This is a genomic window from Mycobacterium sp. NGS48 (assembly GCF_059812585.1).
In genome coordinates, this window is the sequence record NZ_JCALCY010000005.1 from 101,312 (window position 1) to 126,876 (window position 25,565).

General features: G+C 67.3%; 21 protein-coding genes. 16 read left to right on the forward strand and 5 right to left on the reverse strand.

From position 1 onward, the window contains the following. The first annotated feature begins 34 nt into the window (after positions 1–34). Genes AC5Y42_RS11675 through AC5Y42_RS11690 form a run of 4 tightly spaced genes read left to right on the forward strand, consistent with a single transcriptional unit; the run spans position 35 to position 3,834 of the window. A complete protein-coding gene (locus tag AC5Y42_RS11675; protein ID WP_499898266.1) occupies positions 35–1,828 on the forward strand; it encodes an ABC transporter substrate-binding protein/permease in 1,794 nt (597 codons plus the stop codon). Beyond that, positions 1,825–2,574, forward strand: coding sequence for an amino acid ABC transporter ATP-binding protein (locus AC5Y42_RS11680; RefSeq protein WP_499898267.1), 750 nt, complete (start codon positions 1,825–1,827; stop codon positions 2,572–2,574). The genes AC5Y42_RS11675 and AC5Y42_RS11680 overlap by 4 nt, the downstream gene beginning before the upstream one ends. Before the next feature lie 54 nt (positions 2,575–2,628). Then, positions 2,629–3,138 carry a MarR family winged helix-turn-helix transcriptional regulator gene (locus AC5Y42_RS11685; protein ID WP_499898268.1) on the forward strand — a complete coding sequence of 170 codons (510 nt, stop codon included), beginning with the start codon at positions 2,629–2,631 and terminating at the stop codon, positions 3,136–3,138. 30 nt (positions 3,139–3,168) lie between these two features. Beyond that, positions 3,169–3,834: an SDR family oxidoreductase gene (locus AC5Y42_RS11690; RefSeq protein WP_499898269.1), complete on the forward strand. Its 666-nt coding sequence runs from the start codon at positions 3,169–3,171 to the stop codon at positions 3,832–3,834. A gap of 4 nt (positions 3,835–3,838) precedes the next feature. Here AC5Y42_RS11690 and leuS read toward each other — a convergent pair whose 3' ends face one another. Beyond that, the gene (leuS, locus tag AC5Y42_RS11695; RefSeq protein WP_499898271.1) at positions 3,839–6,718 is read right to left on the reverse strand and encodes a leucine--tRNA ligase; all 2,880 of its coding nucleotides are present in this window, start codon (positions 6,716–6,718) and stop codon (positions 3,839–3,841) included. A 172-nt stretch (positions 6,719–6,890) separates the two neighbouring features. Here leuS and AC5Y42_RS11700 point away from each other — a divergent pair, with 172 nt between their 5' ends. Both AC5Y42_RS11700 and AC5Y42_RS11705 read left to right on the forward strand, forming a co-directional pair. Further along, positions 6,891–7,865: an LpqN/LpqT family lipoprotein gene (locus AC5Y42_RS11700; protein ID WP_499898272.1), complete on the forward strand. Its 975-nt coding sequence runs from the start codon at positions 6,891–6,893 to the stop codon at positions 7,863–7,865. 30 nt (positions 7,866–7,895) lie between these two features. Continuing rightward, on the forward strand, positions 7,896–8,255 hold the full coding sequence (locus AC5Y42_RS11705) for a hypothetical protein (RefSeq protein ID WP_499898273.1): 360 nt from the start codon (positions 7,896–7,898) through the stop codon (positions 8,253–8,255). A gap of 34 nt (positions 8,256–8,289) precedes the next feature. Here the strand turns inward: AC5Y42_RS11705 and AC5Y42_RS11710 are convergent, their stop codons facing one another. Continuing rightward, positions 8,290–8,895, reverse strand: a complete 606-nt coding sequence (locus AC5Y42_RS11710; RefSeq protein ID WP_499898275.1) for a YqgE/AlgH family protein — start codon at positions 8,893–8,895, stop codon at positions 8,290–8,292. Between the two features lie 135 nt (positions 8,896–9,030). On the opposite strand from AC5Y42_RS11710, the gene AC5Y42_RS11715 reads away from it, so the two are divergent. Together AC5Y42_RS11715 and AC5Y42_RS11720 are read left to right on the forward strand one after the other, a co-directional pair. Beyond that, the gene (locus AC5Y42_RS11715) at positions 9,031–10,380 is read left to right on the forward strand and encodes an MFS transporter (protein ID WP_499898276.1); all 1,350 of its coding nucleotides are present in this window, start codon (positions 9,031–9,033) and stop codon (positions 10,378–10,380) included. Then, on the forward strand, positions 10,367–11,140 hold the full coding sequence (locus tag AC5Y42_RS11720) for a TIGR03084 family metal-binding protein (protein ID WP_499898277.1): 774 nt from the start codon (positions 10,367–10,369) through the stop codon (positions 11,138–11,140). Before AC5Y42_RS11715 ends, AC5Y42_RS11720 begins: the two co-directional genes overlap by 14 nt. Positions 11,141–11,268: 128 nt before the next feature. Here AC5Y42_RS11720 and AC5Y42_RS11725 read toward each other — a convergent pair whose 3' ends face one another. Both AC5Y42_RS11725 and AC5Y42_RS11730 read right to left on the reverse strand, forming a co-directional pair. Continuing rightward, complete coding sequence (locus tag AC5Y42_RS11725) at positions 11,269–11,778, reverse strand: pullulanase (RefSeq protein WP_499898278.1); 510 nt, start codon at positions 11,776–11,778, stop codon at positions 11,269–11,271. Positions 11,779–11,802: 24 nt separating this feature from the next. Further along, positions 11,803–13,245 (reverse strand): CCA tRNA nucleotidyltransferase, encoded by a 1,443-nt coding sequence (locus AC5Y42_RS11730; protein ID WP_499898279.1) that lies wholly within the window; start codon positions 13,243–13,245, stop codon positions 11,803–11,805. A gap of 142 nt (positions 13,246–13,387) precedes the next feature. Here AC5Y42_RS11730 and AC5Y42_RS11735 point away from each other — a divergent pair, with 142 nt between their 5' ends. The 8 genes from AC5Y42_RS11735 (at position 13,388) to AC5Y42_RS11770 (ending at position 24,623) form a co-directional block, all read left to right on the forward strand. Then, entirely contained in the window at positions 13,388–14,137 is a 750-nt protein-coding gene (locus AC5Y42_RS11735; RefSeq protein ID WP_499898280.1) for an NUDIX hydrolase, read from the forward strand. A gap of 152 nt (positions 14,138–14,289) precedes the next feature. Further along, on the forward strand, positions 14,290–16,671 hold the full coding sequence (locus AC5Y42_RS11740) for a hypothetical protein (RefSeq protein WP_499898650.1): 2,382 nt from the start codon (positions 14,290–14,292) through the stop codon (positions 16,669–16,671). Then, entirely contained in the window at positions 16,668–20,357 is a 3,690-nt protein-coding gene (murJ, locus tag AC5Y42_RS11745) for a murein biosynthesis integral membrane protein MurJ (RefSeq protein WP_499898282.1), read from the forward strand. The genes AC5Y42_RS11740 and murJ overlap by 4 nt, the downstream gene beginning before the upstream one ends. Positions 20,358–20,410: 53 nt before the next feature. Beyond that, positions 20,411–20,980, forward strand: coding sequence for an RNA polymerase sigma factor SigM (sigM, locus tag AC5Y42_RS11750; RefSeq protein WP_499898283.1), 570 nt, complete (start codon positions 20,411–20,413; stop codon positions 20,978–20,980). 46 nt (positions 20,981–21,026) lie between these two features. Continuing rightward, positions 21,027–21,761 (forward strand): RsmA family anti-sigma factor, encoded by a 735-nt coding sequence (locus AC5Y42_RS11755; protein ID WP_499898284.1) that lies wholly within the window; start codon positions 21,027–21,029, stop codon positions 21,759–21,761. Positions 21,762–21,911: 150 nt separating this feature from the next. Continuing rightward, positions 21,912–22,922: a thioredoxin-disulfide reductase gene (trxB, locus tag AC5Y42_RS11760; protein ID WP_499898285.1), complete on the forward strand. Its 1,011-nt coding sequence runs from the start codon at positions 21,912–21,914 to the stop codon at positions 22,920–22,922. Beyond that, positions 22,919–23,266 (forward strand): thioredoxin, encoded by a 348-nt coding sequence (trxA, locus tag AC5Y42_RS11765; protein ID WP_499898287.1) that lies wholly within the window; start codon positions 22,919–22,921, stop codon positions 23,264–23,266. Before trxB ends, trxA begins: the two co-directional genes overlap by 4 nt. Positions 23,267–23,402: 136 nt before the next feature. Further along, positions 23,403–24,623 (forward strand): N-acetylmuramoyl-L-alanine amidase, encoded by a 1,221-nt coding sequence (locus AC5Y42_RS11770; protein ID WP_499898288.1) that lies wholly within the window; start codon positions 23,403–23,405, stop codon positions 24,621–24,623. Here the strand turns inward: AC5Y42_RS11770 and AC5Y42_RS11775 are convergent. Further along, positions 24,610–25,341 carry an acetyltransferase gene (locus AC5Y42_RS11775; RefSeq protein WP_499898290.1) on the reverse strand — a complete coding sequence of 244 codons (732 nt, stop codon included), beginning with the start codon at positions 25,339–25,341 and terminating at the stop codon, positions 24,610–24,612. The genes AC5Y42_RS11770 and AC5Y42_RS11775 overlap by 14 nt on opposite strands. Between the last annotated feature and the right edge of the window lie 224 nt (positions 25,342–25,565).

The following is a 25,565-nucleotide window of genomic DNA, read 5'->3' on the forward strand; positions in this document are numbered from 1 at the left end:
GGCCGAACCGATCGTCGGCCGATACCTTGCGGTTATGGATTTCAACGCCGGCTGCGCAGCAAAGTTGTTCGCGCTGATCGCCACGACACTGCTGGTCTGCAGCCTCGGAATGGCCGCACCTGCTGCGGCGAATCCCGACAGGTGCACCCCGCCCGGGCTGGAGAGCGCGACCGAGTTGCCCCCGAAACTGGCCACCGCGAAGCGCACTCACGAGGACAAGTACACGACCGCCAGCGTCGAGCCACTGTCTTCGGTGGACGTCTCGGCGCTGGGTCTCATCACGCCGGGCACGTTGACGGTCGGCACCATGTCCGAGTCACCGCCGAATGCCTGCATCAACGCCGCTGGGCAATTCACCGGTTTCGACAATGAGGTGCTGCGGGCCATCGCCGCAAAATTGGGCTTGCAGGTCCGCTTCGCCGGTACCGACTTCGCCGGACTGCTCGCCCAGGTGGCGTCGCGGCGTTTCGACGTCGGCTCGGCGTCCATCATGGCCAGCGAAGCGCGGCGACGTATCGTCAGCTTCACCAACGGCTATGACTTCGGCTATGCCTCGCTGGTCGTCCAGCCGGGCTCGCCGATCACCGGATTCGACGACCTCGCCGCCGGGCAGCGGATCGGTGTCGTGCAGGGCACCGTGCAGGACGCCTACGTCACCGAGACGTTGGGTCTGCAGCCGGTCAAGTTCCCCGACATCATCACTGCCTACAGCAGCCTCAAGACTCATCAGATCGACGCCTGGGTTGCGGGTGGACTGGAGGCGATGAACGCGGTGCGGCCCGGCGATCCCGCCGCGATCGTCGCCAACTCGTTCAACGAGGGCGACTTCGTGGCCTACGCCGTCGCGAAAGACAACCGGCCGCTGCTCGATGCGCTGAACTCGGGACTGGACGCTGTCATCGCCGACGCCACCTGGTCGGGTCTGTACTCGGAATGGGCGCCGCGCCCGCTACCGCCGGACTGGAAACCCGGATCGAAGGAAGCGCTGACACCGCACCTGCCGGACTTCGCCAAGATCGCCGAGCGTCATCACCGACCCAAGGCCGGACCGCCCGCACCGACGTCCACGCTGGCCCAGTTGCGGGAATCCTTCCTCGACTGGAACCTTTACAAACAGACGATCCCGGTGCTGCTCAAAACTGGGCTGCCCAACACCCTGATATTGACCATCAGCGCCAGCGTCATCGGGTTGGGCGTCGGGATTGTGCTGGCCGTCGCCGGGATCTCCCGCACCCGCTGGCTGCGGTGGCCCGCACGGATGTACACCGATATCTTCCGCGGCCTGCCCGAAGTGGTGATCATCTTGCTGATCGGCCTGGGCGTGGGGCCGATCGTCGGCGGGCTGACCAACAACAACCCCTACCCGCTGGGTATTGCCGCGCTGGGGTTGACCGCCGCGGCGTATGTCGGTGAGATCTTCCGCTCGGGAATCCAAAGCGTGGAGTCCGGGCAGCTGGAAGCCTCTCGCGCATTGGGTCTCAGCTATCGGTCGTCGATGCGGCTGGTGGTGGTTCCGCAGGGGATACGGCGGGTGCTGCCGGCGCTGGTCAACCAGTTCATCGCGCTGCTGAAGGGCTCGGCGTTGGTCTACTTCCTCGGGCTGATCGCCGGGCAACGGGAGCTGTTCCAGGTCGGCCGGGATTTCAACGCGCAGACCGGCAGCCTCTCCCCCTTGGTGGCGGCCGGGATCTTTTACTTGATCCTGACCGTTCCGCTGACCCACCTGGTGAACTTCGTCGACAATCGGCTTCGCCAGGGCCGCGCCTCAGCAGAGCCAGAAGATCCCCTCGACCGGATTGCCTCGACAACCGGGCAGGAGATGACATGACAGAAATTATCGAGCGCCCGCAGCCGGTATCGTTGGCGGGCAGAGACATTCATTTGGCTTTCGGTCCGAACACGGTGCTGCGCGGCGTGGACATCGAGGTGCCCGCGGGCAGCACGGTAGCGGTGATCGGCCCGTCGGGCTCCGGCAAGTCGACGTTGCTGCGAACCCTGAATCGGTTACACGAGCCCGACCGTGGCGACGTCCTGCTCGATGGTCGCTCGGTGCTGGCCGAGGACCCCAACCGGCTGCGTCAGCGCATCGGCATGGTGTTTCAGCACTTCAACCTGTTCCCGCATCGCAGCGTGCTGGACAACGTCATGTTGGCGCCGCGCAAGCTGAAACGGCTGCCGGCCGACGCCGCCCGCGAGCTGGCACTGGCCCAACTGGACCGAGTCGGCATGAAACACAAAGCCGACCGCCGTCCCGGCGCACTGTCGGGCGGGCAGCAGCAACGGGTCGCGATCGCCCGGGCGTTGGCGATGGCCCCGCAGGTTATGTTGTTCGACGAAGCCACCTCGGCGCTGGACCCCGAGCTGGTCAAAGGCATTCTGGCACTGATCGCTGACCTCGGCGACGAGGGCATGACCATGGTGGTCGTGACCCATGAAATGGGTTTCGCCAGGTCAACCTCGGATTCCGTGGTGTTCATGGATAACGGCACAGTGGTGGAAACCGGGGCGCCCGAGCAAATCTTCGAGGCGGCCACAACCGAGCGGTTGCAACGGTTCCTCTCCCAAGTACTTTGACAGTACAACTGATTTTCGGCCTGCCTGAGGCCCATCAGGTTAGACTGGCGAATTATGGCGGAACGTGAAGCCACCGTGCCCGAAGTGACACAGCTGGCTGAGGGTCTACACCGCACACTGTCCAAACTTTTCACCATCCTGCGCCGCGGTGACCCCTCCGCGGGCGCCGCGACGGCCGGCGAGCTCACCCTGGCGCAGTTGTCGATCCTGGTGACGCTGCTCGACCAGGGCCCGATCAGGATGACCGACCTGGCCGCACACGAACGGGTCCGCACCCCGACCACTACGGTGGCGATCCGCCGATTGGAGAAGGTCGGCCTGGTGAAGCGGTCCCGCGACCCCTCTGACCTGCGCGCGGTGCTAGTCGACATCACGCCTCGCGGCCTGGCGGTCCACCGCGAGTCGCTGTCCAACCGCATTGCCGCGCTTGCCGGAATGCTCAGTCAACTCAGCGAATCCGACCTGGACACGCTGACCAAGGCGCTGCAGCCGCTGGAGCGCCTGGCCGTTGGCGACGTGGCTGACGGTCCCGCCGACACCTCGCCCGCCCACGAGCAGGCCTGAAAGCCGCAGAGCCACAACACTTTCGCTGATATGCCGACCGCACTCATCACCGGCGCCAGCCGCGGTATCGGTGCTGCAATTGCGGAAGCCCTGGCTCCGACGCACAACCTGCTGCTGGCCGCGCGCCCGTCGGCGCGACTCGACGCCGTCGCCGATCGCCTCGGGGGCACGCCTTTCCCGCTGGATCTGACCGACACCGACGCGATCGCCGCCGACGCCGCGTCAATCACCGAACTCGACGTGCTGGTACACAACGCTGGGGTGTCCATGCCCGGTCATGTCGGCGATACCACCGTCGACCAGTGGCGCACCACTTTCACAGTCAATGTCGTTGGGGCGGTGGCTGTTACGTTGGCGCTGCTGCCCGCCCTGCGGCGCGCCCACGGCCAGGTGGTGTTCGTCAACTCCGGGTCGGGCCGCACCGTGTCACCGGGGATGGCCTCCTACTCGGCCAGCAAGTTCGCGCTCCGCGCATTCGCCGATTCACTGCGCGCCGATGAGCCCACCTTGCGCGTCACCACCGTCTACCCCGGCCGCGTCGACACCGATATGCAACGAGATTTGGTCGCGTTCGAGGGCGGCCAGTATGACGCCGGCCGCTTTTTGCGGCCACAAACCGTCGCCGAGGTGGTCGCCAATGTGGTGGCCACCCCGCCCGACGGTCATGTGCACGAAGTAGTGATCCGCCAACGCTGAAACATCAGACGACGAGGTTGACCAGTCGGCCGGGCACCACGATCACCTTCTTCGGGGCGGCGCCGTTCAGAAACGCCTGAACCTTCTCGTCGGCCAGCGCGGCCGCTTCCAGGGTGGCGGCATCGGCGTCGGCGGCCACCACCACCTTGCCGCGCACCTTGCCGTTGACCTGCACTGGATATTCGACGGTGTCTTCAACCAGGTACGCGGGATCGGCGACGGGAAACGGTCCGTGCGCCAACGAGGTGGCGTTCCCCAACCTCTGCCACAGTTCCTCACCAACATGTGGCGCCAGCGGCGCCAGCATCAGAATCAGCGGCTCGACCGCCGCGCGCGGCACCTCTTCCTGGTGGGTTTTGGTGAGGTGGTTGGTGTACTCGATCAGCTTGGCGGCCGCGGTGTTATTGCGCAGCGCCGCATAGTCTTCCGATACGCCGGCAATGGTGCGGTGCAGCAGCCGCAGGGTGTCCTCCGCGATAGCCGCATGGTTGGCCACCTGCGTTTCGCCGGTCTGCTCGTCGACCACCAGCCGCCACACCCGCTGCAAAAACCGGTGGGCACCGACGACGTCCTTGGTGGCCCACGGGCGTGAGGCCTCCAGCGGACCCATCGACATTTCGTAGAGCCGCAGCGTGTCGGCGCCGTATTCCTCGCAGATCTCGTCGGGCGACACCGAATTCTTCAGGCTCTTACCGATTTTGCCGAACTCCTGAAAGACCTCGATCTCGCCGTCCGGGCCCGGGTAGTAAAATCTGCCGTCGCGTTCGATCACGTCGGCGGCCGGTACGTAGGACCCGCGGACGTCGGTGTAGGCGAACGCCTGGATATAGCCCTGGTTGACCAGCCGACGATACGGCTCGCGGGAGCTCACCTGGCCCAGGTCGTAAAGCACCTTGTGCCAGAACCGGCAATACAGCAGATGCAGCACCGCGTGTTCGACACCGCCGACATACAGGTCGACGCCACCGGGGTCACGGGGGCCGTGCTCGGCCGGCCGTGGCCCCATCCAATAGGCCTCATTCTCTTTGGCGCAGAACCGCTCCGAGTTGTGCGGATCGGTATAGCGCAGCTCGTACCACGAACTGGCGGCCCATTGCGGCATCACATTGGTGTCGCGGGTGTAGGACTTCAGCCCATCGCCGAAGTCTAGTTCGACGTGCACCCACTCGCGGGCCTTGGCCAGCGGTGGAGAGGGCACGCTGTCGGCGTCGTCGGGGTCGAACAGCACTGGCGAGTAGTCCGGCACATCGGGCAACTCGACGGGCAGCGCGGTCTCATCGAGCGCATGCGGGCGGCCATCGTTGTCGTAGACGATCGGAAACGGTTCGCCCCAATAACGTTGTCGCGCGAAAAGCCAGTCCCGCAGTTTGTATTCGATACGGGCGCGGCCACGGCCGTCGGATTCCAACCGATCGGTGATGACCTGCTTGGCTGTCGACACGTCCATGCCGTCGAGATAGCCGGAGTTCACCAACGTCCCGTCACCGTTGTAGGCGGCATGTGAAATGTCGCCGCCGGTAATAACTTCGACGATCGGCAGGCCGAGCTCGCGGGCGAATTCCCAGTCGCGCTGGTCGTGGCCGGGGACGGCCATGATCGCACCGGTGCCGTAGCCGGCCAGCACGTAGTCGGCGATGAAGATCGGCACGCGCTGGCCGCTGGCCGGATTAGTCGCGTAACTACCCAGGAACACCCCGGTTTTAGCTTTGTTCTCTTGGCGTTCCAGGTCCGACTTTGCGGCAATCTCCTTCCGGTAGGACGCGACAGCCGCTGCCGGCGTCGCGGCACCGAAGGTCCAACGCGGGTCCACGCCGTCTGGCCACTCGGCAGCGACCAAGCGGTCGACGCGGTCGTGCTCGGGCGCCAACACCAGATAGGTAGCGCCGAACAGCGTGTCGGGGCGGGTGGTGAAAACCTCGATATCACCGTCGTCGGTGCCGAACATCGCCGCCGCGCCGGCCGAGCGGCCGATCCAGTTGCGCTGCATCGTCTTGACCTTCTCCGGCCAGTCCAGCAGATCGAGATCCCCGATCAACCGGTCGGAGTACGCCGTGATGCGCATCATCCACTGCCGCAGCCGCTTCCGGAACACCGGAAAGTTTCCCCGTTCGCTGCGTCCGTCGGCGGTCACCTCTTCATTGGCCAGCACGGTGCCCAGCCCGGGACACCAGTTCACCATCGAATCCGACCGGTAGACCAGCCGGTAGCCGTCGACGACGTCGGATCGCTCACCGGCGGACAGGGTCGGCCAGTCTCTGCCGTCGTCCAAAGTGCGTTTGCCCGAATCGAGTTCGGCGATCAGTTCCGTGACGGGCCGCGCCTTGTTTGCGGCGGCGTCGAACCAAGCGTTGTAGATCTGCAAGAAGATCCACTGTGTCCACTTGTAGTAGTCGACGTCGGTGGTGGAGAAGCTGCGACGAGTGTCGTGTCCAAAGCCCAGTCGGCCCAATTGACGCCGAAAGTTGACGATATTGGCCTCGGTGCGCGTACGCGGATGTGTGCCTGTCTCCACCGCATACTGCTCAGCAGGCAGGCCAAAGGAATCGAACCCTAAGGCGTGCAAGACATTGCGGCCGTTCATCCGGAAGTAGCGCGCGTAGACGTCGGTGGCGATGAAGCCCAGTGGGTGGCCGACATGCAGTCCCTGCCCCGATGGGTACGGAAACATGTCCTGCACGAACAGTTTGTCCTCGGGCATCGGGCCACCATCCGTGGGCGCCAGTGAGCCGACCGGATTGGCCACGTTGAAGGTTCCCCACCGGGCCCAATTGTCCTGCCAGGTCCGTTCGATGCGATCGGCCAGCTGCGCGGTGTAGCGATACCGCGGCACGTCGGAGTCCGCGTCGCCCGCACCGGCGCTGGCCACGATCGGGGGTTCGGTCACGCCAACAGGGTATAAGGCCCCCACTGACCGGCACGTCGGCCACGGGTCGGTCTCGGTTACGTTGCGGAGCGATCAGGGCTTCATCCCAGGTGTATTGCGAGCCTGGCGATAGCCGCGTGGCACTGGTTACATTCGGCCTCTAACCCTGCGTGACCGGGAAGGACCGACGCTCATGATGCAGATCGCCCGTGGCTGGCGGCTATTGATAGCGGGTCTGGCCGTCGGATCCGTGGGTGTGATGGGCTTGGCGGGCGCGACCGCGTCGGCAGACCCGCTCTATCCACCGCGGCCCAATCCCGCGCCGGTCCCCGCTCCGCCGGTAGCCACCCAGAACACCCTCGGCACGCTCGGCTCGGTCGGCAACAGCATGCCAGGCACCGCCCCGGCGCTGGCGCCGCCTCCGGTCTCGTCGCCGCTGCCCGCCGCAGTGCCGGCGCAACCGGCGCAGCTTCCCGTCGCGCCGGCTCAGGTCTCCCCGCCGCTGGCTGCCGCGGCACCGGCGCAGCCGTCGCTGCTGCCGGCCAGTTCCGGGACGCTGCGTGATTATTTCCACGGCAAGGGGGTTCAGCTCGAACCGCAGCAGCCCCGCGGCTTCAAGGCTCTCGACATCACCTTGCCGATGCCGCCGGGCTGGACCCAGGTGCCCGATCCCAACGTGCCCGATCCCTTCGCGGTGATCGCCAACCGCTCCAGCAACAGCCTGTACACCTCTAACGCCCAGGTGGTGGTCTACAAGCTGGTCGGCGACTTCGATCCTCAAGAGGCCATCACTCACGGCTACGTCGACAGTCAGCAACTGCCCACCTGGCAGACCACCAACGCCTCACTGGGGAATTTCGGCGCTTTCCCGTCGGCGATCATCGAGGGCACCTATCGCCAGAACGATATGACGCTGAACACCTCGCGCCGTCACGTCATCGCGACCTCCGGAGCGGACCGCTACTTGGTGTCCCTGGCGGTGACCACGGATGCCGCCCAGGCTGTCACCGAGGCACCGGCTACTGATGCCGTCGTCAACGGATTCCGGGTGAGCGCGCCCGCCGGTACTGCGCCCGCCGCTCCTCCCGCGCCACCGGCGCAGGCCGCATTGCCGGCTCTGCCCACCCTCCCGACGCTGCCCGGATTGTCGCCCGCCCCGACCCGCTGAGTCCCGTCGGCGGCCTCGTATTGTGGCCCCATGCTCATCGCCGGGGTGCTCTGCGTGTGCGCGGCGACCGTCTGCTCCGCACTCGGACTGTGGGCGTTGTCGCGGCCGGCGGCGTCCGGCGCCTCCCGGCAATTGGCGCGTTCAGTGGCGCCGCCACAACTGGCCGCCGCCGTCATGCTGGCCGTCGGCGGGTTGGCGGCCTTGGTCGTCCCGCGGCACGCCGCAGTGCTGACGGTGGTCGGTATTTGTATCCTCGGCGCGCTCGCCACCGTGGCTGCCGGGTCCTGGCAGAGCGCGCGCTATGCGCTGCGCCGCGAAGCCGTCCCGGACGGTTGCAGCGGTGTTTGCGCAACCTGCACCCTAAGTACTGCCGCGCGGCCTTGCCACTGATTCGGCGGCCATCTGCCGGTGACCGCCAGCCGGCTTAGTTGCGGCTGATGTCGATGGGATGGCTGGCCAACAGCGCAAGTGGCAGCGGCTGCCGTCGCAGCACTCTGCTCCACAGATCTACTCGAGGCTGTACCAAAACGTCAGATGGCAACGCCGACAACACAATCCAGTCGTCGCGTTCGATCTCACCTTCCAGCTGTCCAATCGTCCAGCCGGAGTAGCCCGCGAAGATCCGCACCCCCTCCACCAGCGGCGCGATGGAGTCAGGGTCGGCGTCGAGATCGACCATTACCAACCGGCCCGACACATGGCGCAGCCCCGGCACACCTTCCGGATCGGCGCCCACCCGCAACACCGACAGGCACAGCGCCGCGTCGCGTTTCACCGGGCCGCCGATGAACATCGTCTTGGGTTTGGCGGCCAACTTCGCCCACTGCGGCAACACGTTGTAAACGGCGGTCTCGCTGGGCCGGTTGAGGACCACCCCCAGCGTGCCGCCGTCGTTGTGTTCGACGATGTAGATCACGCTGCGACGAAACGTCGGCTCCAACAGGTCGGTGTTGGCAAGGAGCAGAGTTCCCGCCCGCACTCGATGCGCGGTGGGAGCGACGAACTCCTCGGGATCTTCGGGCTGAGCCACCTCACCATCATGGCATCCACGCGCGGATCCCTGCGGTGAACAAGCGGCGCGCTGCCCAATATTTGTAGGCTGGTTTGGGCCTCGAGTCGCGGCCTAATTGCCGGGCCGCCCGCGGAAGTAGGTTCTGTGATCCACATGCGCGCACCCGCCGCTGTCTGGCGCTCCGTGCGCAGCCTGCCCGACTTTTGGCGGCTGCTGGAATTGCGCGCTGTCAGCCAATTCGGCGACGGCCTGTTTCAGGCGGGACTCGCCGGTGCGCTGCTGTTCAACCCTGAGCGGGCCGCCCATCCGCTGGCGATCGCCGCCGCCTTCAGTGTGCTGTTTTTGCCGTATTCGATCCTGGGGCCATTTGCGGGTGCGCTGATGGATCACTGGGACCGGCGGCTCGTGCTGGTCGGCGCCAACTTGGGGCGACTGCTGTCGGTGATCGCGGTGGGCACCCTGCTGGCCGCCGGGGCCGGCGACCAGGCGGTGTTATGCGGCGCCTTGATCGTCAACGGGTTCGGCCGGTTCGTCTCCTCGGGTCTATCGGCCGCGCTGCCTCATGTCGTGCCGCGCGACCAGGTAGTCACGATGAATTCGGTGGCCGCCGCGACAGGTGCGGTCGCGGCCTTCCTCGGCGCCAACTTCATGTTGGCGCCCCGCTGGCTATTCGGAGCCGGCGACAACGGCTCTGCCTCGATCATCTTCCTCGTCGTGGTCCCGGTGTTGATCGCTCTGCTGCTGTCGTTGCGGTTCAGGCCGCACGCGCTGGGCCCGGACGACACGAAGCGTGCGCTCCATGGACCAGTGGCCTACTTGGTGGTGACCGGTTGGGTGCACGGCGCCCGGACGGTACTGGCCCGCCCAACGGTGGCGGCCACCCTCGCCGGGTTGGCCGCACATCGAATGGCGTTCGGCATCAACACCTTGCTGGTGTTGTTGTTGGTGCGCCACGTCGGCGACACCTCCGTCGTTGGTCTGGGTACCGCGGTGTTGTTCGTCGCAGCGACGGGGACCGGGTCATTTCTGGCCAACGCGTTGACCCCGCCGGCGGTGCGCCGGTGGGGCCGCTACGCCACCGCCAATGGCGCATTGGCGGTCGCGGCCACCATCCAGGTCGTCGCGGCCACCCTGCACCTGCCGGTGATGGTGACCTGCGGGTTCTTCCTCGGCACGGCCGGCCAAGTCGTCAAGCTGTGCGCAGATACCGCGATGCAGGTCGACGTCGACGATGCCCTGCGTGGCCATGTGTTCGCCGTGCAGGATTCGCTGTTCTGGGTCTCGTTCATCGCCGCGATCACCGCGGTGGCTTTTGTCGTCCCCGACGACGGGCGCGCTCCCGCGTTGGTGCTGGCCGGAACCGCGATCTACGTTGCCGGGCTTGCCGTTCACGCCATCGTCGGTCGGCGGGCAATGCGCGGCCCGCGCGAAGAGAGCCCCTGCCCACCAACCCCATCGGCGGACGATGAGTCTTCGTTAAGGTATTCAGATGACCGGCCTTGATTCGATCGTGGCGGATTTGCGCGCCGAAAGCGACGAACTCGATGCGCTGGTAGCGCCGCTCTCCGGTGACCGCTGGGCCGAATCCACGCCCGCGCCGGGCTGGACGATCGCACACCAGATCGCGCACCTGCTCTGGACCGACCGGGTCGCGCTGACGTCGGTCACCGACGAGCCCGCCTTCGGCGCAGTGCTCGAAGCTGGGGCCGCCGACCCGACCGGCTTCGTCGACGCGGGAGCCGACGACCTGGCGACCACGCCGCCCGCCGAACTGCTTGCCGACTGGCGCGGCACCCGGATGCGGTTGCACGACAAGCTGTCGACCGTTCCCGACGGCCGAAAACTCCCGTGGTTCGGCCCACCGATGAGCGCAGCGTCGATGGCCACTGCCCGGTTGATGGAGACCTGGGCCCACGGCCTTGACGTCGCTGATGCGCTCGGCGTCCAGCGACGGCCCACCGCGCGGCTGCGATCCATCGCGCATATCGGCGTGCGGACCCGCGACTACGCCTTCGTGGTCAACGGTTTGACACCGCCGACCGAGCCGTTTCTCGTCGAGTTGCGCGCACCCGACGGCGACATCTGGTCGTGGGGCCCAGCCGACGCTGCCCAGCGGGTCAGCGGATCTGCCGAGGATTTCTGCTTCCTGGTCACGCAACGACGCCCGCTTAGCGCGCTGAATATCGCCGCGGACGGCGACGATGCGCAGCGCTGGCTGGGCATCGCACAAGCCTTTGCCGGCCCGCCGGGCCCTGGGCGATGAGCGCGCACCGCGCGCGAAGAGAGACAGGGCCCTTCGACTGCACCCTGGGCGATAGATTTCGTCGAACGTGGGGTTGTTGCGCGCTTTTCCGCGTTTTGCGCACAACTTCTCGAAGTTCGGCGCACTAGCTACAGCGTCGTTGCGCCGTCGGCGGCGCCGTCTCCGTCGCCGTCGGTAAGTCGAAGGTCCCACCGGCCGTCACCGTCGGTGTCGAGGTATCCGGTCATGCCATGGTCGCCGGCGCACATCGCGCGATCGGCCAGCCCATCCCCGTCGCTGTCGAGCAGTCGATCGTTCGCTTGGCCGTCACCGTCGAAGTCGACCAGCGGCCCGCCGGTGTGTTCGACACCGTCGAGCCCGAACCAACGCAGTGCGCCGCCCCGGTCGACTGCAACCGCCCAGGTCCCGGTCCCGTCGTCGGTGAAGTAGCTTTCCGCGGTGCCGTCGTTGTCGAGATCCAGCACGGCATGGTCGGCAATTCCGTCACCGTCGAGATCCGCCAGCGCGTCATCGCGCAACCCGTCGCCGTCGAAATCTAAGCCGACCGCATCCAGCCGACCGTCACCGTCGACGTCGAGGTCGGGTTGGCCGTCCCAAATCGTCGCCGTGCCATCGGCTGCGCCCAAGCAGTACTCCATACCAAGTACGACGCGCCGCCAGTGCTACCGGTTCCCCCGCGCCTGCCACCACGCCAGCAGCTCGGCCTTCGCCTCGTCGCCAGACAGCGGTCCGCGATCCAGCCGCAGCTCCTTCAGGTACCGCCACGCCTCACCGACCTGCGGCCCGGGCGGAATGGCCAACAACTCCATGATCTCGTTGCCGTCGAGGTCCGGGCGCACCCGCTGCAAGTCTTCGGCGGCGGCCAACTCGGCGATGCGCGCCTCCAAATTGTCGTAATTGGCTTGCAGCCTCGCCGCGCGCCGCTTGTTTCGGGTGGTGCAGTCGGCACGCACCAGCTTGTGCAACCGCGGCAACAGTGGGCCGGCGTCGGTGACGTAGCGGCGCACTGCCGAATCGGTCCACCGCCCCCCGCCATAGCCGTGGAACCGCAAGTGCAGATACACCAGCTGTGAGATGTCGTCGACCATCTGCTTGGAGTACTTCAGCGACCGCAACCGCTTGCGGGCCATCTTGGCGCCGACCACCTCGTGATGGTGAAAGCTCACGCCGCCGTCGGGCTCGTGTCGGCGGGTGGCGGGTTTGCCGATGTCGTGCAGCAGCGCCGCCCACCGCAACACCAGATCGGGTCCGTCGTCCTCGAGTTCGATGGCTTGGCGCAGCACGGTCAGCGAATGCTGGTAGACGTCCTTGTGCTGGTGGTGCTCGTCGATGGCCATCTGCATGCCGCCGATTTCGGGCAGCACCACCTCCCCCATCCCGGTCTGCACCATCACGTCGATCCCGGCGGCCGGATCGTCGCCCAACAGCAGCTTGTCCAATTCGGCGGCGACCCGCTCAGCAGTGATCCGGCCCAGTTCGGCTGCCATCTCCTCGATCGCCGCGCGTACCCGCGGAGCAACGGTGAAACCCAGCTGCGAGACGAACCGCGCAGCGCGCAGCATCCGCAACGGGTCGTCGCCGAACGACGCCGACGGCGCTGCCGGCGTGTCCAGTACCGCGGCGCGGAGCGCCGTCAAACCGCCCAACGGATCAACGAATTCGTCCGCTCCGTGCGCTGTGATGCGCACCGCCATCGCGTTCACGGTGAAATCGCGGCGTACCAGATCGTCCTCGATGCGGTCGCCGAAACGGACTTGCGGATTGCGCGACACCTGGTCGTAGCGGTCGGTACGGAAGGTCGTGATCTCCAACCGCTGGTCGGCCTTGCTGACGCCCACGGTGCCGAATTCAATTCCGGTGTCCCACAGCGCATCGGCCCAGGGCCGCACGATCTTTTGCACCTGCTCCGGGTGTGCATCGGTGGTGAAATCCAGATCGGCGCTCAACCGTTGCAGCAGTGCATCACGCACCGACCCGCCGACCAGATACAACTCGTGGCCGGCCGCAGCGAACATCGCGCCGAGTTCTCGAAACAGCTCGGCGTACCTGTTCAACGCGACGGCGGCTGCGGTCAGCAGATCGGCGTCCTGGGCGGTTTCTGGCACGTGGAGAGCGTAGTCCGGGTTGGTTTCAGGCCGTCCCGGCCCGCATCGTGGCACGGCCGCAAAGAGTCTGATCGGCAGCACATCACCGCACTACCGGCGAGTGCGGCCGGGCGGCCCAGGCATGCCAGCTACTATCGCTTGGGTGTCGGACGGCGAACATGCCCAACCACGTCGGCGCCGGGGTAGGCGCCGCGGGCGACGCGCTGCCGGTCCGGCCGAAAAGCGCACCGACACCGGTCAGATCGGTGGTGCCGGCGCACCCCCGGCTGCCGGGCCGGCAAATTCGGGACGTTCACGCTCCGCCGGGCGCGGACCCGAGCGGTTGCGCACCGTCCACGAGACCTCCGCCGGTGGACTGGTCATCGAGGGGATCGACGGGCCGCGCGAAGAGCAACTGGCCGCGCTGATCGGTCGAGTGGACCGCCGCGGCCGGATGCTGTGGTCGCTCCCCAAGGGCCACATCGAACTTGGCGAGACCGCCGAGCAGACCGCGATCCGGGAGGTCGCCGAGGAGACCGGAATTCGCGGCAGCGTGCTGGCCGCGCTGGGCAGCATCGACTACTGGTTTGTCACCGACGGGCGACGCGTACATAAGACCGTGCACCACTATCTGATGCGGTGCTCGGGCGGAGAGCTGTGCGACGAGGACCTCGAGGTGGCCGAGGTGGCGTGGGTGCCGATCCCCGAGTTGCCCGCCCGACTGGCCTACGCCGACGAGCGGCGGCTGGCCGAGGTCGCCGACCAACTGATCGACAAGTTGCAAACTGACGGGCCGACCGCGCTGCCGCCACTGCCGCCCACTTCGCCGCGCCGCCGGCCACAGACGCACTCCCGCGCCCACCACCGGCAACCTGCGCCCCCTCGGAAGAACGGCCGCGGTCGAGGACCGTGACCGGCCCACGGCTGATCCAAGTGGCGACCCGCTGCGCCCGGCTTCGCCGCGCTTGCGATCGCCACGTTCAAGTGGCGACCCGTCCCCCGCAAGCGGGAGGTGCCCCCGGCGCCCTTCGCCGCGCTTGCGATCGCCACGGGCGGGCCGCCCTACTGCGCCTCGCCGTAGCGGCGGGCATCCTGGCTGGTCTAGGAGCCGTGCTCACGCTACCGACCGCCGCACCGCGCGCCGTCGCGGGCGAGCCTGGCACGACCCCGTTCCTCCAGATCCGAGTCGATCAGGTGACCCCCGACGTGGTCACCACCACCAGTGAACCCGTCGTCACCGTCAGCGGAAACGTCACCAATGTCGGCGACCGGCCGGTGCGCGATGTGATGGTCCGCCTCGAGCGCGCGGACGCAGTGAGCTCGTCGGCCGGCCTGCGCACCAACCTCGACGGAAGCACCGACCAGTACCAGCCGGTGGCCGACTTCCTGACGGTGGCCGGCGAACTGAAGCGCGGGCAGGGCGCCGGTTTTACGTTGTCCGCACCGCTGCGCTCGGTGAGCGCAACGTCGTTGGCGATCGACAAGCCCGGCGTGTACCCCCTGCTGGTCAATGTCAATGGAACGCCGGACTACGGTGAGCCCGCCCGCCTCGACAACGCCCGGTTTCTGCTGCCGGTAGTAGGGGTGCCGGCCGACCCGACGGACAAGTCCGCGGACGCGTTGAGCTCGGTCGTCGCGCCGGACACTTCTAAACCGGTGCAGATCACGATGCTGTGGCCACTGGCTGACCGGCCGCGGTTGTCCCCCGGCGTACCCGGCGGCGCAGTTCCGGTTCGGTTGATGGACGACGAGCTGGCGACCGCCCTGGCCACCGGTGGGCGGCTGGATATCCTGCTATCCGCCGCCGAGTTTGCAACCAGCCGCGACGTCGATCCCGACGGTGCGGTCGGCCGTTCGCTGTGCCTGGCCGTCGACCCGGATCTGCTGGTCACTGTCAATGCGATGACCAGCGGCTATGTCGTCTCCGACGCCCCGGACAAAGCCGGCCCGGGCACTCCGGCGCATCCAGGCACCGGCCAGGCCGCAGCGGCGGGGTGGTTGGACAGACTGCGCGCGTTGGCCCGCCGGGCGTGTGTCACAGCGATCCCCTATGCCCAGGCGGATCTCGACGCCCTGCAACGCGTCGGCGACGACAGCCTCGGCGTCATCGCCACCACCACGAGCAGCGACATCGTCGACCAGATCCTGGGAGTCATGTCGATTCGCGGTGCCACGCTGATCGCCGACGGTCCGCTGACTCGCCGCACCGTGGACCTGCTGGGTGACGACACCGACACCGTGGCGGTTGCCGCCGCGGACTTCTCTGCAGCGGACTCGGCCACCGGCGCGCCCGCGACGGCAGATACCGTCGCATACCGGGTCTCGCCGCACGTGGTCACCGCGCCGTTCGACCCGACCGTCGGCGCAGCGCTGGCAGCCGCCGGCACCGACCCGATCGCACCGACCTACCTCGACCCGGCGCTGGCGGTCCGGCTTCGTCACGACTCCACCACCGCCCGCCGCCAGGACGCGCTGGGGTCGATGCTGTGGCGGGGGCTGATGCCTGCCGTTGAGCAGCGCACCGAGATTTTGTTGCCGCCGACGACCTGGACTCTGCAATCTGATGACGCGGCCGCCATCCTGACCACTCTGGCTACCGCGGTTCGCTCCGGCCTGGCCGCGCCCCGACCGCTGCCGGCGCTGATCGCCGACGCTGCCGCCAACACCGCTGCGCCGAAGCCGCCAACTGCCGACGCCGCTCAACGTGGCCGATTCGACGACCAGGTGATCACCCAGATCTCTCGCGAACTGGGTCGGCTGCGCGATCTGACCTCGGCGTTGACGATTGATGCCCGCACCGGGCTAAGCGGGACCGGCTACACCGCACCCCTGCGCGAAGACATGCTGCGCGCGGTCAGTCAATCGGAGCGACCCGACACCCGCAACGGGCTGGCCCATCACCGCTTGGACACCGTCGGCAATTCCATCGACGACCTGTTCGGCGCCGTCACGATCGTCAACCCGGGCGGGTCCTACACGCTGGCCACCGAGCACAGCCCGTTGCCGCTGGCGCTGCACAACGGCCTGGCGGTGCCTATCCGGGTGCGGCTTCAGGTGGACGCACCACCGGGAATGACGGTGACCGACCCCGGTGAGATCGAACTCCCGCCCGGGTATCTGCCGCTGCGGGTGCCCATCGAAGTCAACTTCACCCAGCGCGTCGCGATCGATGTCTCGCTGCACACCCCCCAAGGGGTTTCGCTGGGCGAACCGGTGCGGCTTTCGGTGCACTCCAACGCCTACGGCAAAGTGCTTTTCGCGATTACGTTGACCGCCGCGGCGGTGCTGGTGGCGCTGGCGGGACGACGACTGTGGCACCGCTTCCGCGGCCAGCCCGATCGTGCCGACCTAGACCGGCCGCAGGACCCGCCCGACCCCGTGGACGCACTGCCGACCGCGAAAGGCGGTCCGGCCAAAGACCTCGTCGACGAAAAGCGCCGGGTATGAGGCCCGCCGGCCGGCGGGTGCCGCCACTGGCACAGCCACCGACGCGCGGGTCCGCCCCTCCGCCACCGGGGCTGCCGCCCTCGGCGCAGCCACCGCGACAGCAGCGGGCCGAACTCTCCGACGCGGCGCTGGTATCGCGGTCCTGGGGTATGGCGCTGGCGACGCTGATCAGCCGCGTCACCGGCTTCGCCCGGATCGTGCTGCTGGCCGCGATCCTCGGCGCGGCGTTATCGAGCGCATTCTCGGTGGCCAATCAGCTGCCCAACCTCGTCGCGGCGCTGGTGTTGGAAGCCACCTTCACCGCCATCTTCGTTCCGGTGCTGGCCCGTGCGGAACAGGACGACGCCGATGGCGGACGGGCGTTCGTCCGCCGCCTGGTCACGCTGGCCACAACCCTGCTGCTGGTGACCACGCTGCTCTCGGTAGCCGGGGCCCCGGTGCTGGTGCGATTGATGCTCGGCCACGACCCCCAGGTCAACGAGGCGCTCACCACCGCATTCGCCTACCTGCTGTTACCGCAGGTGATCTTCTACGGCCTGTCGTCGGTGTTCATGGCGATCCTGAACACCCGCAACATATTTGGGCCACCCGCGTGGGCACCCGTCGTCAACAACCTCGTCGCGATCGTCACGTTAGGCGTCTACCTGGCGGTGCCTGGCCAGTTGTCGGTCGACCCGGTACGGATGGGCAACGCCAAGCTGCTGGTTCTGGGCATCGGCACGACGTTGGGGGTGTTCGCGCAGACGGCGGTGCTGCTGGCGGCGATCCGGCGCCAGCGCATCAGCCTGCGTCCGTTGTGGGGAATCGACCAGCGGCTCAAGCGTTTCGGCGCGATGGCCGCCGCGATGGTGTTCTACGTGCTGATCAGCCAGCTCGGCCTGGTGGTCGGCAACCAGATCGCCAGTACCGCAGCCGCTTCCGGCCCGGCGATCTACAACTACACCTGGCTGGTGTTGATGCTGCCGTTCGGCATGATCGGGGTAACGGTGCTGACCGTGGTGATGCCGCGGCTGAGCCGCAACGCGGCCGCCGACAACACTCCGGCGGTGCTGGCCGACCTATCGCTGGCCACCCGGCTGACGATGATCACGCTGATTCCCGCGGTGGCGTTCATGACGGTCGGCGGCCCGGCGATCGGTAGCGCGCTGTTCGCCTACGGGCGTTTCGGTGAAGTCGATGCCGGCTATTTGGGCGCGGCGATCGCGTTGTCGGCGTTCACCCTGATCCCCTACGCGCTGGTGCTGTTGCAGCTACGGGTCTTCTACGCACGAGAGCAGCCCTGGACACCGATCGCGGTCATTGTCGTCATCACGACCGTCAAGATCGTCGGCTCGCTGCTCGCGCCGCACCTCACCGACAACCGTGAACTGGTTGCGGGCTACCTGGGGCTGGCCAACGGTCTGGGGTTTCTGGCCGGCGCGATCGTCGGATATTTCCTGCTGCGGAACGCCTTGCGGCCGCCCGGCGGGCATCTGATCGGTGCCGCCGAGGCGCGCACAATTCTGGTGACGATCGCGGCGTCGTTGCTGTCCGGGTTACTGGCTCATGCGGCTGATCGACTGCTTGGGCTGGAAACCCTGACGGTCCACGGTGGCGGCGCCGGATCGCTGCTCCGGCTGTTCGTGCTCGCGGTGATCATGGCCCCGATCATCGCCGTCGTCATGCTGCGCGCGCAGGTCCCCGAGGCACAGGCTGCGTTGGCCAGGGTCCGTGGGTGGCTCGGCGCCGGCGGCAAGGCGGCCCAACCTACGCGTCGCGATGAGCTGTCCGGTCAGGGCACGGTCACGTACTCTGAGCAGAAGAATTCGTCCAGGGCGGGGGGGCATCCGGTTCGGGAACCCATCCGGCGCGGGCCTCCGGAGCGGGTAACCGAGACGGGCATGCGGAAAGGACCGGAGGTGACCGACGGCCCATCGGATAGCACGGCATCCAACGCCGGCTCAGAGCCGGACCGGCCGTGGCCGTCCGGATCTGACGGTCCGACTCCTTCTGGCACTACTCCGCGGCCCGCATCCGCCGACGATTTCCAGCCGGACATTCCGCCCGATCTTCATGTCGATGTCGTTTCCGCACCGGTCTCACCGAAGGGATCTAACGGCGACTTCTCGTCAGATTCAACCCGTAAACCCGCCGACGATGAACCGGTCGAGTTCGACGCGCCCCGGGAGCGGGCGACCGAACGACCGGCGGCTCAAGACGACGTCCACCTGGTGCCGGGGGCCAGTATCAGCGGCGGCCGCTACCGCCTATTGGTGTTCCACGGCGGCGCACCCGGCCTGCAGTTTTGGCAAGCACTCGACACCGCGTTGGACCGACAGGTGGCTCTGACGTTCGTCGACCCCGACGGGGTGCTGCCCGACGGCGAACTACGCGAAATCCTGTCCCGCACGCTGCGGCTCAGCCGGATCGACAACCCCGGTGTCGCGCGGGTGCTCGACGTCGTCGATTCCGGTAGCGGCGGCCTGGTGGTCGCCGAGTGGATCCGGGGTGGTTCGTTGCAGGAGGTGGCCAACACGTCACCGTCTCCGGTTGGTGCTGCGCGCGCGATGCAGACGCTGGCCGGCGCCGCTGAGGCCGCCCACCATGCCGGAGTCGCGTTATCGGTCGACCACCCCAGCCGAGTGCGGGTCAGCATCGAAGGCGATGTGGTGCTGGCGTTTCCGGCGACCATGCCCACGGCCACCCCGGAGGCCGACATCCGCGGAATCGGCGCGGCACTATATGCCCTGCTGGTCAACCGGTGGCCGCTGTCGGAATCCGGGATGCGCAGCGGGCTGCCTCCGGCCGAACGGGACCGGGCGGGCCAGCCGATCGAACCGCGGTTGATCAACCGCGACATCCCGTTCCAGATCTCCGCGGCAGCCACCCACTCGATCCAAGGTGACGGCGGAATACGCGGGGCGGCAACACTTTTGAACCTACTGCAACAGGCGACCGCGGTGGCCGACCGTACCGACTTGCTGACACCGATCGACGAACCGGTGCCCGGAACTGCGCGGCCGGGCCGCGGGCGGCCGCGCGAGCAGGAAGACCAAGAGGCCCAGCTCCGCCGCCGCCGCAACGTGATGATCGGTGTCGGTGCCGGTGTCGCCATTATCGTGGTGGCGCTGCTGGTACTGGCGTCGGTGCTGGGCCGGATCTTCGGCGATCTCGGCGGCGGTCTGGATAAAGACCAACTCGGCCTCAACGCGCCGTCGTCGTCCTCCACCTCCTCGAGTGGTTCTGCGGCGTCCGGCAGCATGGTCAAACCGTCCCGGGCCACCGTCTTCTCTCCGGGAGGCGAAGCCGATAACCCGAGCCAGGCGGGGCAGGCCGTCGACGGAAACCCGTCCACTTCTTGGGCAACCGATATCTATACCGACGCTGCGCCATTCCCCAGCTTCAAGAACGGTGTCGGACTCCTGCTACAGCTACCCAAACCCACCACCGTGGGCACGGTGACCGTCGACCTCACCTCCACGGGTACCAAGGTGCAGATCCGATCGTCATCGACATCGACGCCTGCCAAGCTGGAGGACACCACCGCGCTGACTGAACCGACCTCGCTGCACCCGGGCCACAACTCCATCAAGGTCAATGCGTCGTCGCCGACGTCGAACCTATTGGTGTGGATCTCCACACTGGGAACCACTGACGGCAAGAGCGAAGCGGTGATCTCCGAGATCACCGTGCAGGCAGCCTCCTGACCGTAGCGGTCGGGTGAAGTGCCGCGCACCGGCCGATAAGTTACTGTCCGGCGGTGGGTTTCGGCTACCGGGTGCGGCGCGAACGCAGTGACGCCGAACTGCTGGCCGATCACGTCGCCGGCGACCGCCACGCCTTCGAAGAGCTCTTCTATCGCCATCACCGGCAGCTGTATCAGCTTGCCCGCTTCACCAGTCACAATCCCGAAGACGCCGCCGACGCGTTACAGGACGCGATGCTTTCCGCTCACCGCGGCGCCGCAGCTTTCCGGCACGACGCCGCAGTCAGTAGCTGGCTGCACCGCATCGTAGTCAACGCATGCCTGGACCGACTGCGCCGCAACAAGTCTCATCCCACTACGCCCCTGGAGGACATCTACCCGGTGGCTGATCGCACCACGCAGGTGGAGACCGCCATCGCGGTGCAGCGCGCGCTGATGAGACTGCCCGTCGAGCAACGGGCAGCGGTGGTCGCCGTCGACATGCACGGCTACTCCGTTGCCGACACCGCCCAACTGCTCGGGGTGGCCACCGGCACCGTCAAAAGCCGATGCGCCCGTGCCCGGGCCCGCCTTGCCGCAGCCCTCGGCTATCTGGATCCAGCCCCCGAGCACTCGGCAGGCTAACCACCGCCCGTGCCAGTCGGCGGGCACATGGCGGACACTAAGGCCGATGGGTGACGACGATGCTGCTACCGAACTTCCGCTGACGGCGGAGTTACTCGCCGACCTGCAGGCAGGCTTGCTCGATGACGACACCGCCGCGCAGGTGCGTGGCCGCCTCCGGACCGATCCGGCCGCCAGGCAGACGTTGGATGCGCTGAACCGGGTGCGTCGCGACATCGTGACGCTGGGTGCTGATTCGTCCGCCGCCGGAGACGTTCCGTCCGCCGTGGTGGCCGGCATCGGCGACGCGCTGCGCCGCGCGGACCTCGCCGACCGCCCGGCTCACGCCGCCAGGCCGGGCGCTCGTCCGGCGCGGGTGGCCGCGACCGTCGCCGGCCTGGCAGCCGCGGCCGCCGCGATCGGGCTCGGCACCGCCGCTCTGATCGCCGCGCCGGCACCCGCCCCGAGCAGCCCGACCACTGCCCAACACATCACCGTGTCACGGCCCCCCGCGGTGATTCCCTTGGCGGACGCCCAAATCCTCGCGCTGCTGGACTCCACGCCGGACTACGGTCCATTAGCCGATCCTGGTCGCCGGGCCACCTGCCTGAGCGGTCTGGGCTACCCGACGTCGGCCAGGGTGTTGGGTGCTCAGCCGGTCCAGATAACCGGGCACCCCGGCGTGCTACTGGTACTAGCGGGCGACACGCCCGACGCGGTGCTGGCGCTGGCGGTGGCTCCGAGCTGCAGCTCAGCCAACACCGGGTTGCTGGCTGACCGGGTTGTCCCACGGCCTCGGTAGGATGCGTGGCGACCCGTCCCCCGCAAGCGGGAGGTGCCCCCGGCGCCCCCGTACGCCGCGCTGGCGATCGCCACGGAAGGTCGGGGAACACCGCCGCCTACCCTGGCGTTCGAGTGTCTGAACCCGGCTTGACGTCCTCGAAAGGCTCCCATGACTGAGACCACCCCTCTTCACGACGTGATCATCATCGGTTCGGGGCCGGCCGGATACACCGCCGCTCTGTACACCGCGCGCGCACAACTGGCGCCGCTGGTATTCGAAGGCACCTCGTTCGGCGGAGCGTTGATGACGACGACCGAGGTGGAGAACTATCCGGGCTTTCGTGACGGGATCACCGGCCCGGAGCTGATGGACCAGATGCGCGAGCAGGCGCTGCGGTTTGGCGCTGACCTGCGGATGGAAGACGTCGAATCGGTGTCGTTGGACGGTCCGGTCAAATCCGTCGTCACCGCCGACGGCCAGACCCATCAGGCGCGCGCCGTCATCCTGGCAATGGGCGCGGCCGCCCGCTACATGCACGTGCCCGGCGAGCAAGAGCTGCTGGGCCGTGGTGTGAGCTCGTGTGCAACCTGCGACGGGTTCTTCTTCCGGGACCAAGACATCGCGGTCATCGGCGGCGGCGACTCGGCGATGGAAGAAGCCACCTTCTTGACCCGCTTCGCGCGCAGCGTCACGATCGTGCACCGGCGCGACGAGTTCCGTGCCTCCAAGATCATGCTCAACCGGGCCCGGGGTAACGACAAGATCCGCTTCCTGACCAACAGCGTGGTGGTCGCCGTCGAGGGAGACAGCACGGTGACCGGGCTACGGCTGCGCGACACCGCTACCGGCGCGGAATCCGCGCTGGCTGTCACCGGCGTTTTTGTCGCGATCGGCCACGACCCGCGCTCCGAGCTGGTGCGCGGCGCCGTCGACCTCGACACCGACGGCTACGTGCTGGTGCGGGGCAATACCACCCACACCTCGCTCGACGGCGTGTTCGCGGCCGGCGACCTGGTGGACCGCACCTACCGCCAGGCCGTCACCGCCGCCGGCACCGGCTGCTCCGCAGCGATCGACGCCGAACGTTGGCTGGCCGACCACGATGACCCTGACCAGCCTGTACAGACCACGGCCACCGGAGCCGCCGGCAGCAGCGAGATGATTGGAGCACCCCGATGACCCAGAACACCGGCACCCCCGTGGAGGTATCGGACGCGACGTTCTCTACGGACGTGTTATCTAGCGATAACCCTGTGCTGGTTGACTTTTGGGCTACGTGGTGCGGTCCGTGCAAGATGGTTGCGCCGGTGCTCGAGGAGATCGCGGCAGAAAAGGCCGGGCAGCTCACCGTCGCCAAACTTGACGTGGACGCCAACCCGGAAACCGCGCGTGATTTCCAGGTGGTGTCGATCCCGACGCTGATCTTGTTCCAGGGCGGCCAGCCGGTCAAAAGGATCGTCGGCGCCAAGGGCAAAGCGGCGCTGCTGCGTGAACTTTCCGACGTGGTGCCTGACTCCCGGTAACGAAAGTCCTGCTCGCCACGCCTCATAACGGTTTGCCTGGTGTTTTCCCGAATTCGCCGAGCGTCTGCGACAATACCGCCAAGCCTGTCTAGCACTGGCAGGGTCATTCACACTGGCTTACCGGAGGCCCCCTGGCATGTCGACTCCGCACCGCGGTGCCGGCGAAGCGCTGCGCTGTGGTGACCGCAGTGCAGCGGTCACCGAGATCCGGGCAGCGCTAGCGGCGCTGGGGCATCTACACAGTCCTGACGAGGACATCACCACCGGAAGACATGTCGCCCTCGACCTGTTCGACGAGGAGCTCGATCAGGCAGTTCGGGCGTTCCAGCAGCACCGAGGCCTGCTGGTGGACGGCGTCGTCGGCGAGGCTACCTACCGTGCGCTGAAAGAAGCGTCCTATCGGCTGGGCGCCCGCACGCTGCATCATCAGTTCGGCGCACCGATGTACGGTGACGACGTCGCCACCCTGCAATCCCGGTTGCAGGACCTTGGCTTCTACACCGGCTTGGTCGACGGCTACTTCGGGCTGCAGACCCACAACGCGTTGATGTCATACCAACGCGAGTACGGCCTGTACGCCGATGGCATCTGCGGCCCAGAAACATTGCGCTCTTTGTACTTTCTCTCCGCCCGGGTTAGCGGCGGGTCTCCTCACGCCATCCGCGAGGAGGAGCTGGTGCGCAGCTCCGGCCCGAAGCTGTCCGGTAAGCGGATCATCATCGACCCTGGGGGCGGCGGTGCCGACCACGGGCTGCTCACGCATGACGCCGCCGGCCCGACCAGCGAAGCGGATATCTTGTGGGACTTGGCAAGTCGCCTTGAAGGCCGGATGACGGCCATCGGCATGGAGACGTTTTTGTCGCGGCCGACCAACGGCAGCCCGTCGGACGCCGAACGCGCCGCGACTGCCAACGCCGTGGGCGCCGACCTGATGATCAGCCTGCGTTGCGCCACCCAGGTCAGCCCGTCGGCCAACGGCGTGGCTTCGTTTCACTTCGGTAATTCGCATGGTTCGGTATCCACGATCGGTCGCAACCTCGCCGACTTCATTCAACGAGAAGTAGTGGCGCGTACCGGTTTACGCGACTGCCGCACCCACGGACGCACGTGGGATCTGCTGCGCCTGACCAGGATGCCGACGGTTCAGGTCGACGTCGGCTACATCACCAACCCGCATGACCGCGGCATGCTGGTCACCACGCAGACCCGCGACGCGATCGCCGAAGGGGTTCTCGCCGCAGTCAAGCGGTTGTATCTGCTGGGCAAAAACGACCGGCCCACCGGCACTTTCACCTTCGCTGAGCTACTGGCTCACGAGTTGTCGGTGGAACAGGCCAGCAGGCTCAGCGGCTCATAGTCGACGAGCCGGCCGCCACCGGTTGCTGCAGCTGGGCATTTTCGAGTAGTCGTTCAAGGGCCGCTTCAACTTCGGCCTTCCAGCCCAAACCCTTGTCCAGCTCGAGGCGCAGCCGCGGAAAGTAGCGGTGCGGTGCCACCACGACAAATCCCGCACCGCGCAGAAAGTCGGCGCCGATCACGCAGTGGTCGACCGAACAGTCGCCGAGCGCCTCCAGTACCGGGCGCAGCTCGGGGTCGGCGGCCTGCGGGTTGAGCAACTCGGCGACTTCGGGTGTGCGCCCGAAGGCCTCCAGCGCCCGGACTCCGCGGCGCACCAATTCGTCGACGACTTGCGCGATGAGGCTGTACGGCAAGTCATCGGCATTGCGCCCCGGCTCCACACCCATCGACGTGAGCAACACCGCGTCAGCCGACACGGGGGCGGTGGGAAACCGGGCCGCCCTGGGCACCGCCCGCGGCGGCGCATAGAGCACGTAGCCCATACACGGCGGTTCACTCGGACCACCCTCCGACGGAATTGCCATGGCGACCTGGCCGCACGAACCCCATTCCAGCATCACCATCGACAACCAGGCTTCTTTCTCGAACTCCGGGTCGGCGAGATGCTCCTCTTTGCCTAGGGTCGCCGGGTCCACCTCCCAGAAGACGCACCGGCGCGCATGCTTGGGAAGCTGCTCGAACGCCTCGAGCTGCAGCGGCGTGATTCGAGCTGACACTAGACTCCTGGACCTTGGTGCGGCGCCGCCATGGTGATCGGGCTTCCTCGCGATCGGGTAGTACCCCGCCCCCTCGCAGGCGAGAGTACCCCGGGCAGGCCCGCATCGTTGCGGGGCTGACAGACGCAATTGACTTACCCAGAATAAGAGAATCGGCCGCCGCCGGCCCGGTATCGGCCCAGACACGCCGTATCCGCCGGCACGGAAATGAAAAGCGCTGGCAC

Bases quoted from the DNA above. Each gene is read 5' to 3' on its own strand.
- AC5Y42_RS11675 (WP_499898266.1), top strand. From the start codon at position 35: ATGGATTTCAACGCCGGCTGCGCAGCAAAGTTGTTCGCGCTGATCGCC.
- AC5Y42_RS11680 (WP_499898267.1), top strand. From the start codon at position 1,825: ATGACAGAAATTATCGAGCGCCCGCAGCCGGTATCGTTGGCGGGCAGA.
- AC5Y42_RS11685 (WP_499898268.1), top strand. From the start codon at position 2,629: ATGGCGGAACGTGAAGCCACCGTGCCCGAAGTGACACAGCTGGCTGAG.
- AC5Y42_RS11690 (WP_499898269.1), top strand. From the start codon at position 3,169: ATGCCGACCGCACTCATCACCGGCGCCAGCCGCGGTATCGGTGCTGCA.
- AC5Y42_RS11700 (WP_499898272.1), top strand. From the start codon at position 6,891: ATGATGCAGATCGCCCGTGGCTGGCGGCTATTGATAGCGGGTCTGGCC.
- AC5Y42_RS11705 (WP_499898273.1), top strand. From the start codon at position 7,896: ATGCTCATCGCCGGGGTGCTCTGCGTGTGCGCGGCGACCGTCTGCTCC.
- AC5Y42_RS11715 (WP_499898276.1), top strand. From the start codon at position 9,031: ATGCGCGCACCCGCCGCTGTCTGGCGCTCCGTGCGCAGCCTGCCCGAC.
- AC5Y42_RS11720 (WP_499898277.1), top strand. From the start codon at position 10,367: ATGACCGGCCTTGATTCGATCGTGGCGGATTTGCGCGCCGAAAGCGAC.
- AC5Y42_RS11725 (WP_499898278.1), bottom strand. From the start codon at position 11,778: ATGGAGTACTGCTTGGGCGCAGCCGATGGCACGGCGACGATTTGGGAC.
- murJ (WP_499898282.1), top strand. From the start codon at position 16,668: ATGAGGCCCGCCGGCCGGCGGGTGCCGCCACTGGCACAGCCACCGACG.
- AC5Y42_RS11755 (WP_499898284.1), top strand. From the start codon at position 21,027: ATGGGTGACGACGATGCTGCTACCGAACTTCCGCTGACGGCGGAGTTA.
- trxB (WP_499898285.1), top strand. From the start codon at position 21,912: ATGACTGAGACCACCCCTCTTCACGACGTGATCATCATCGGTTCGGGG.
- trxA (WP_499898287.1), top strand. From the start codon at position 22,919: ATGACCCAGAACACCGGCACCCCCGTGGAGGTATCGGACGCGACGTTC.
- AC5Y42_RS11770 (WP_499898288.1), top strand. From the start codon at position 23,403: ATGTCGACTCCGCACCGCGGTGCCGGCGAAGCGCTGCGCTGTGGTGAC.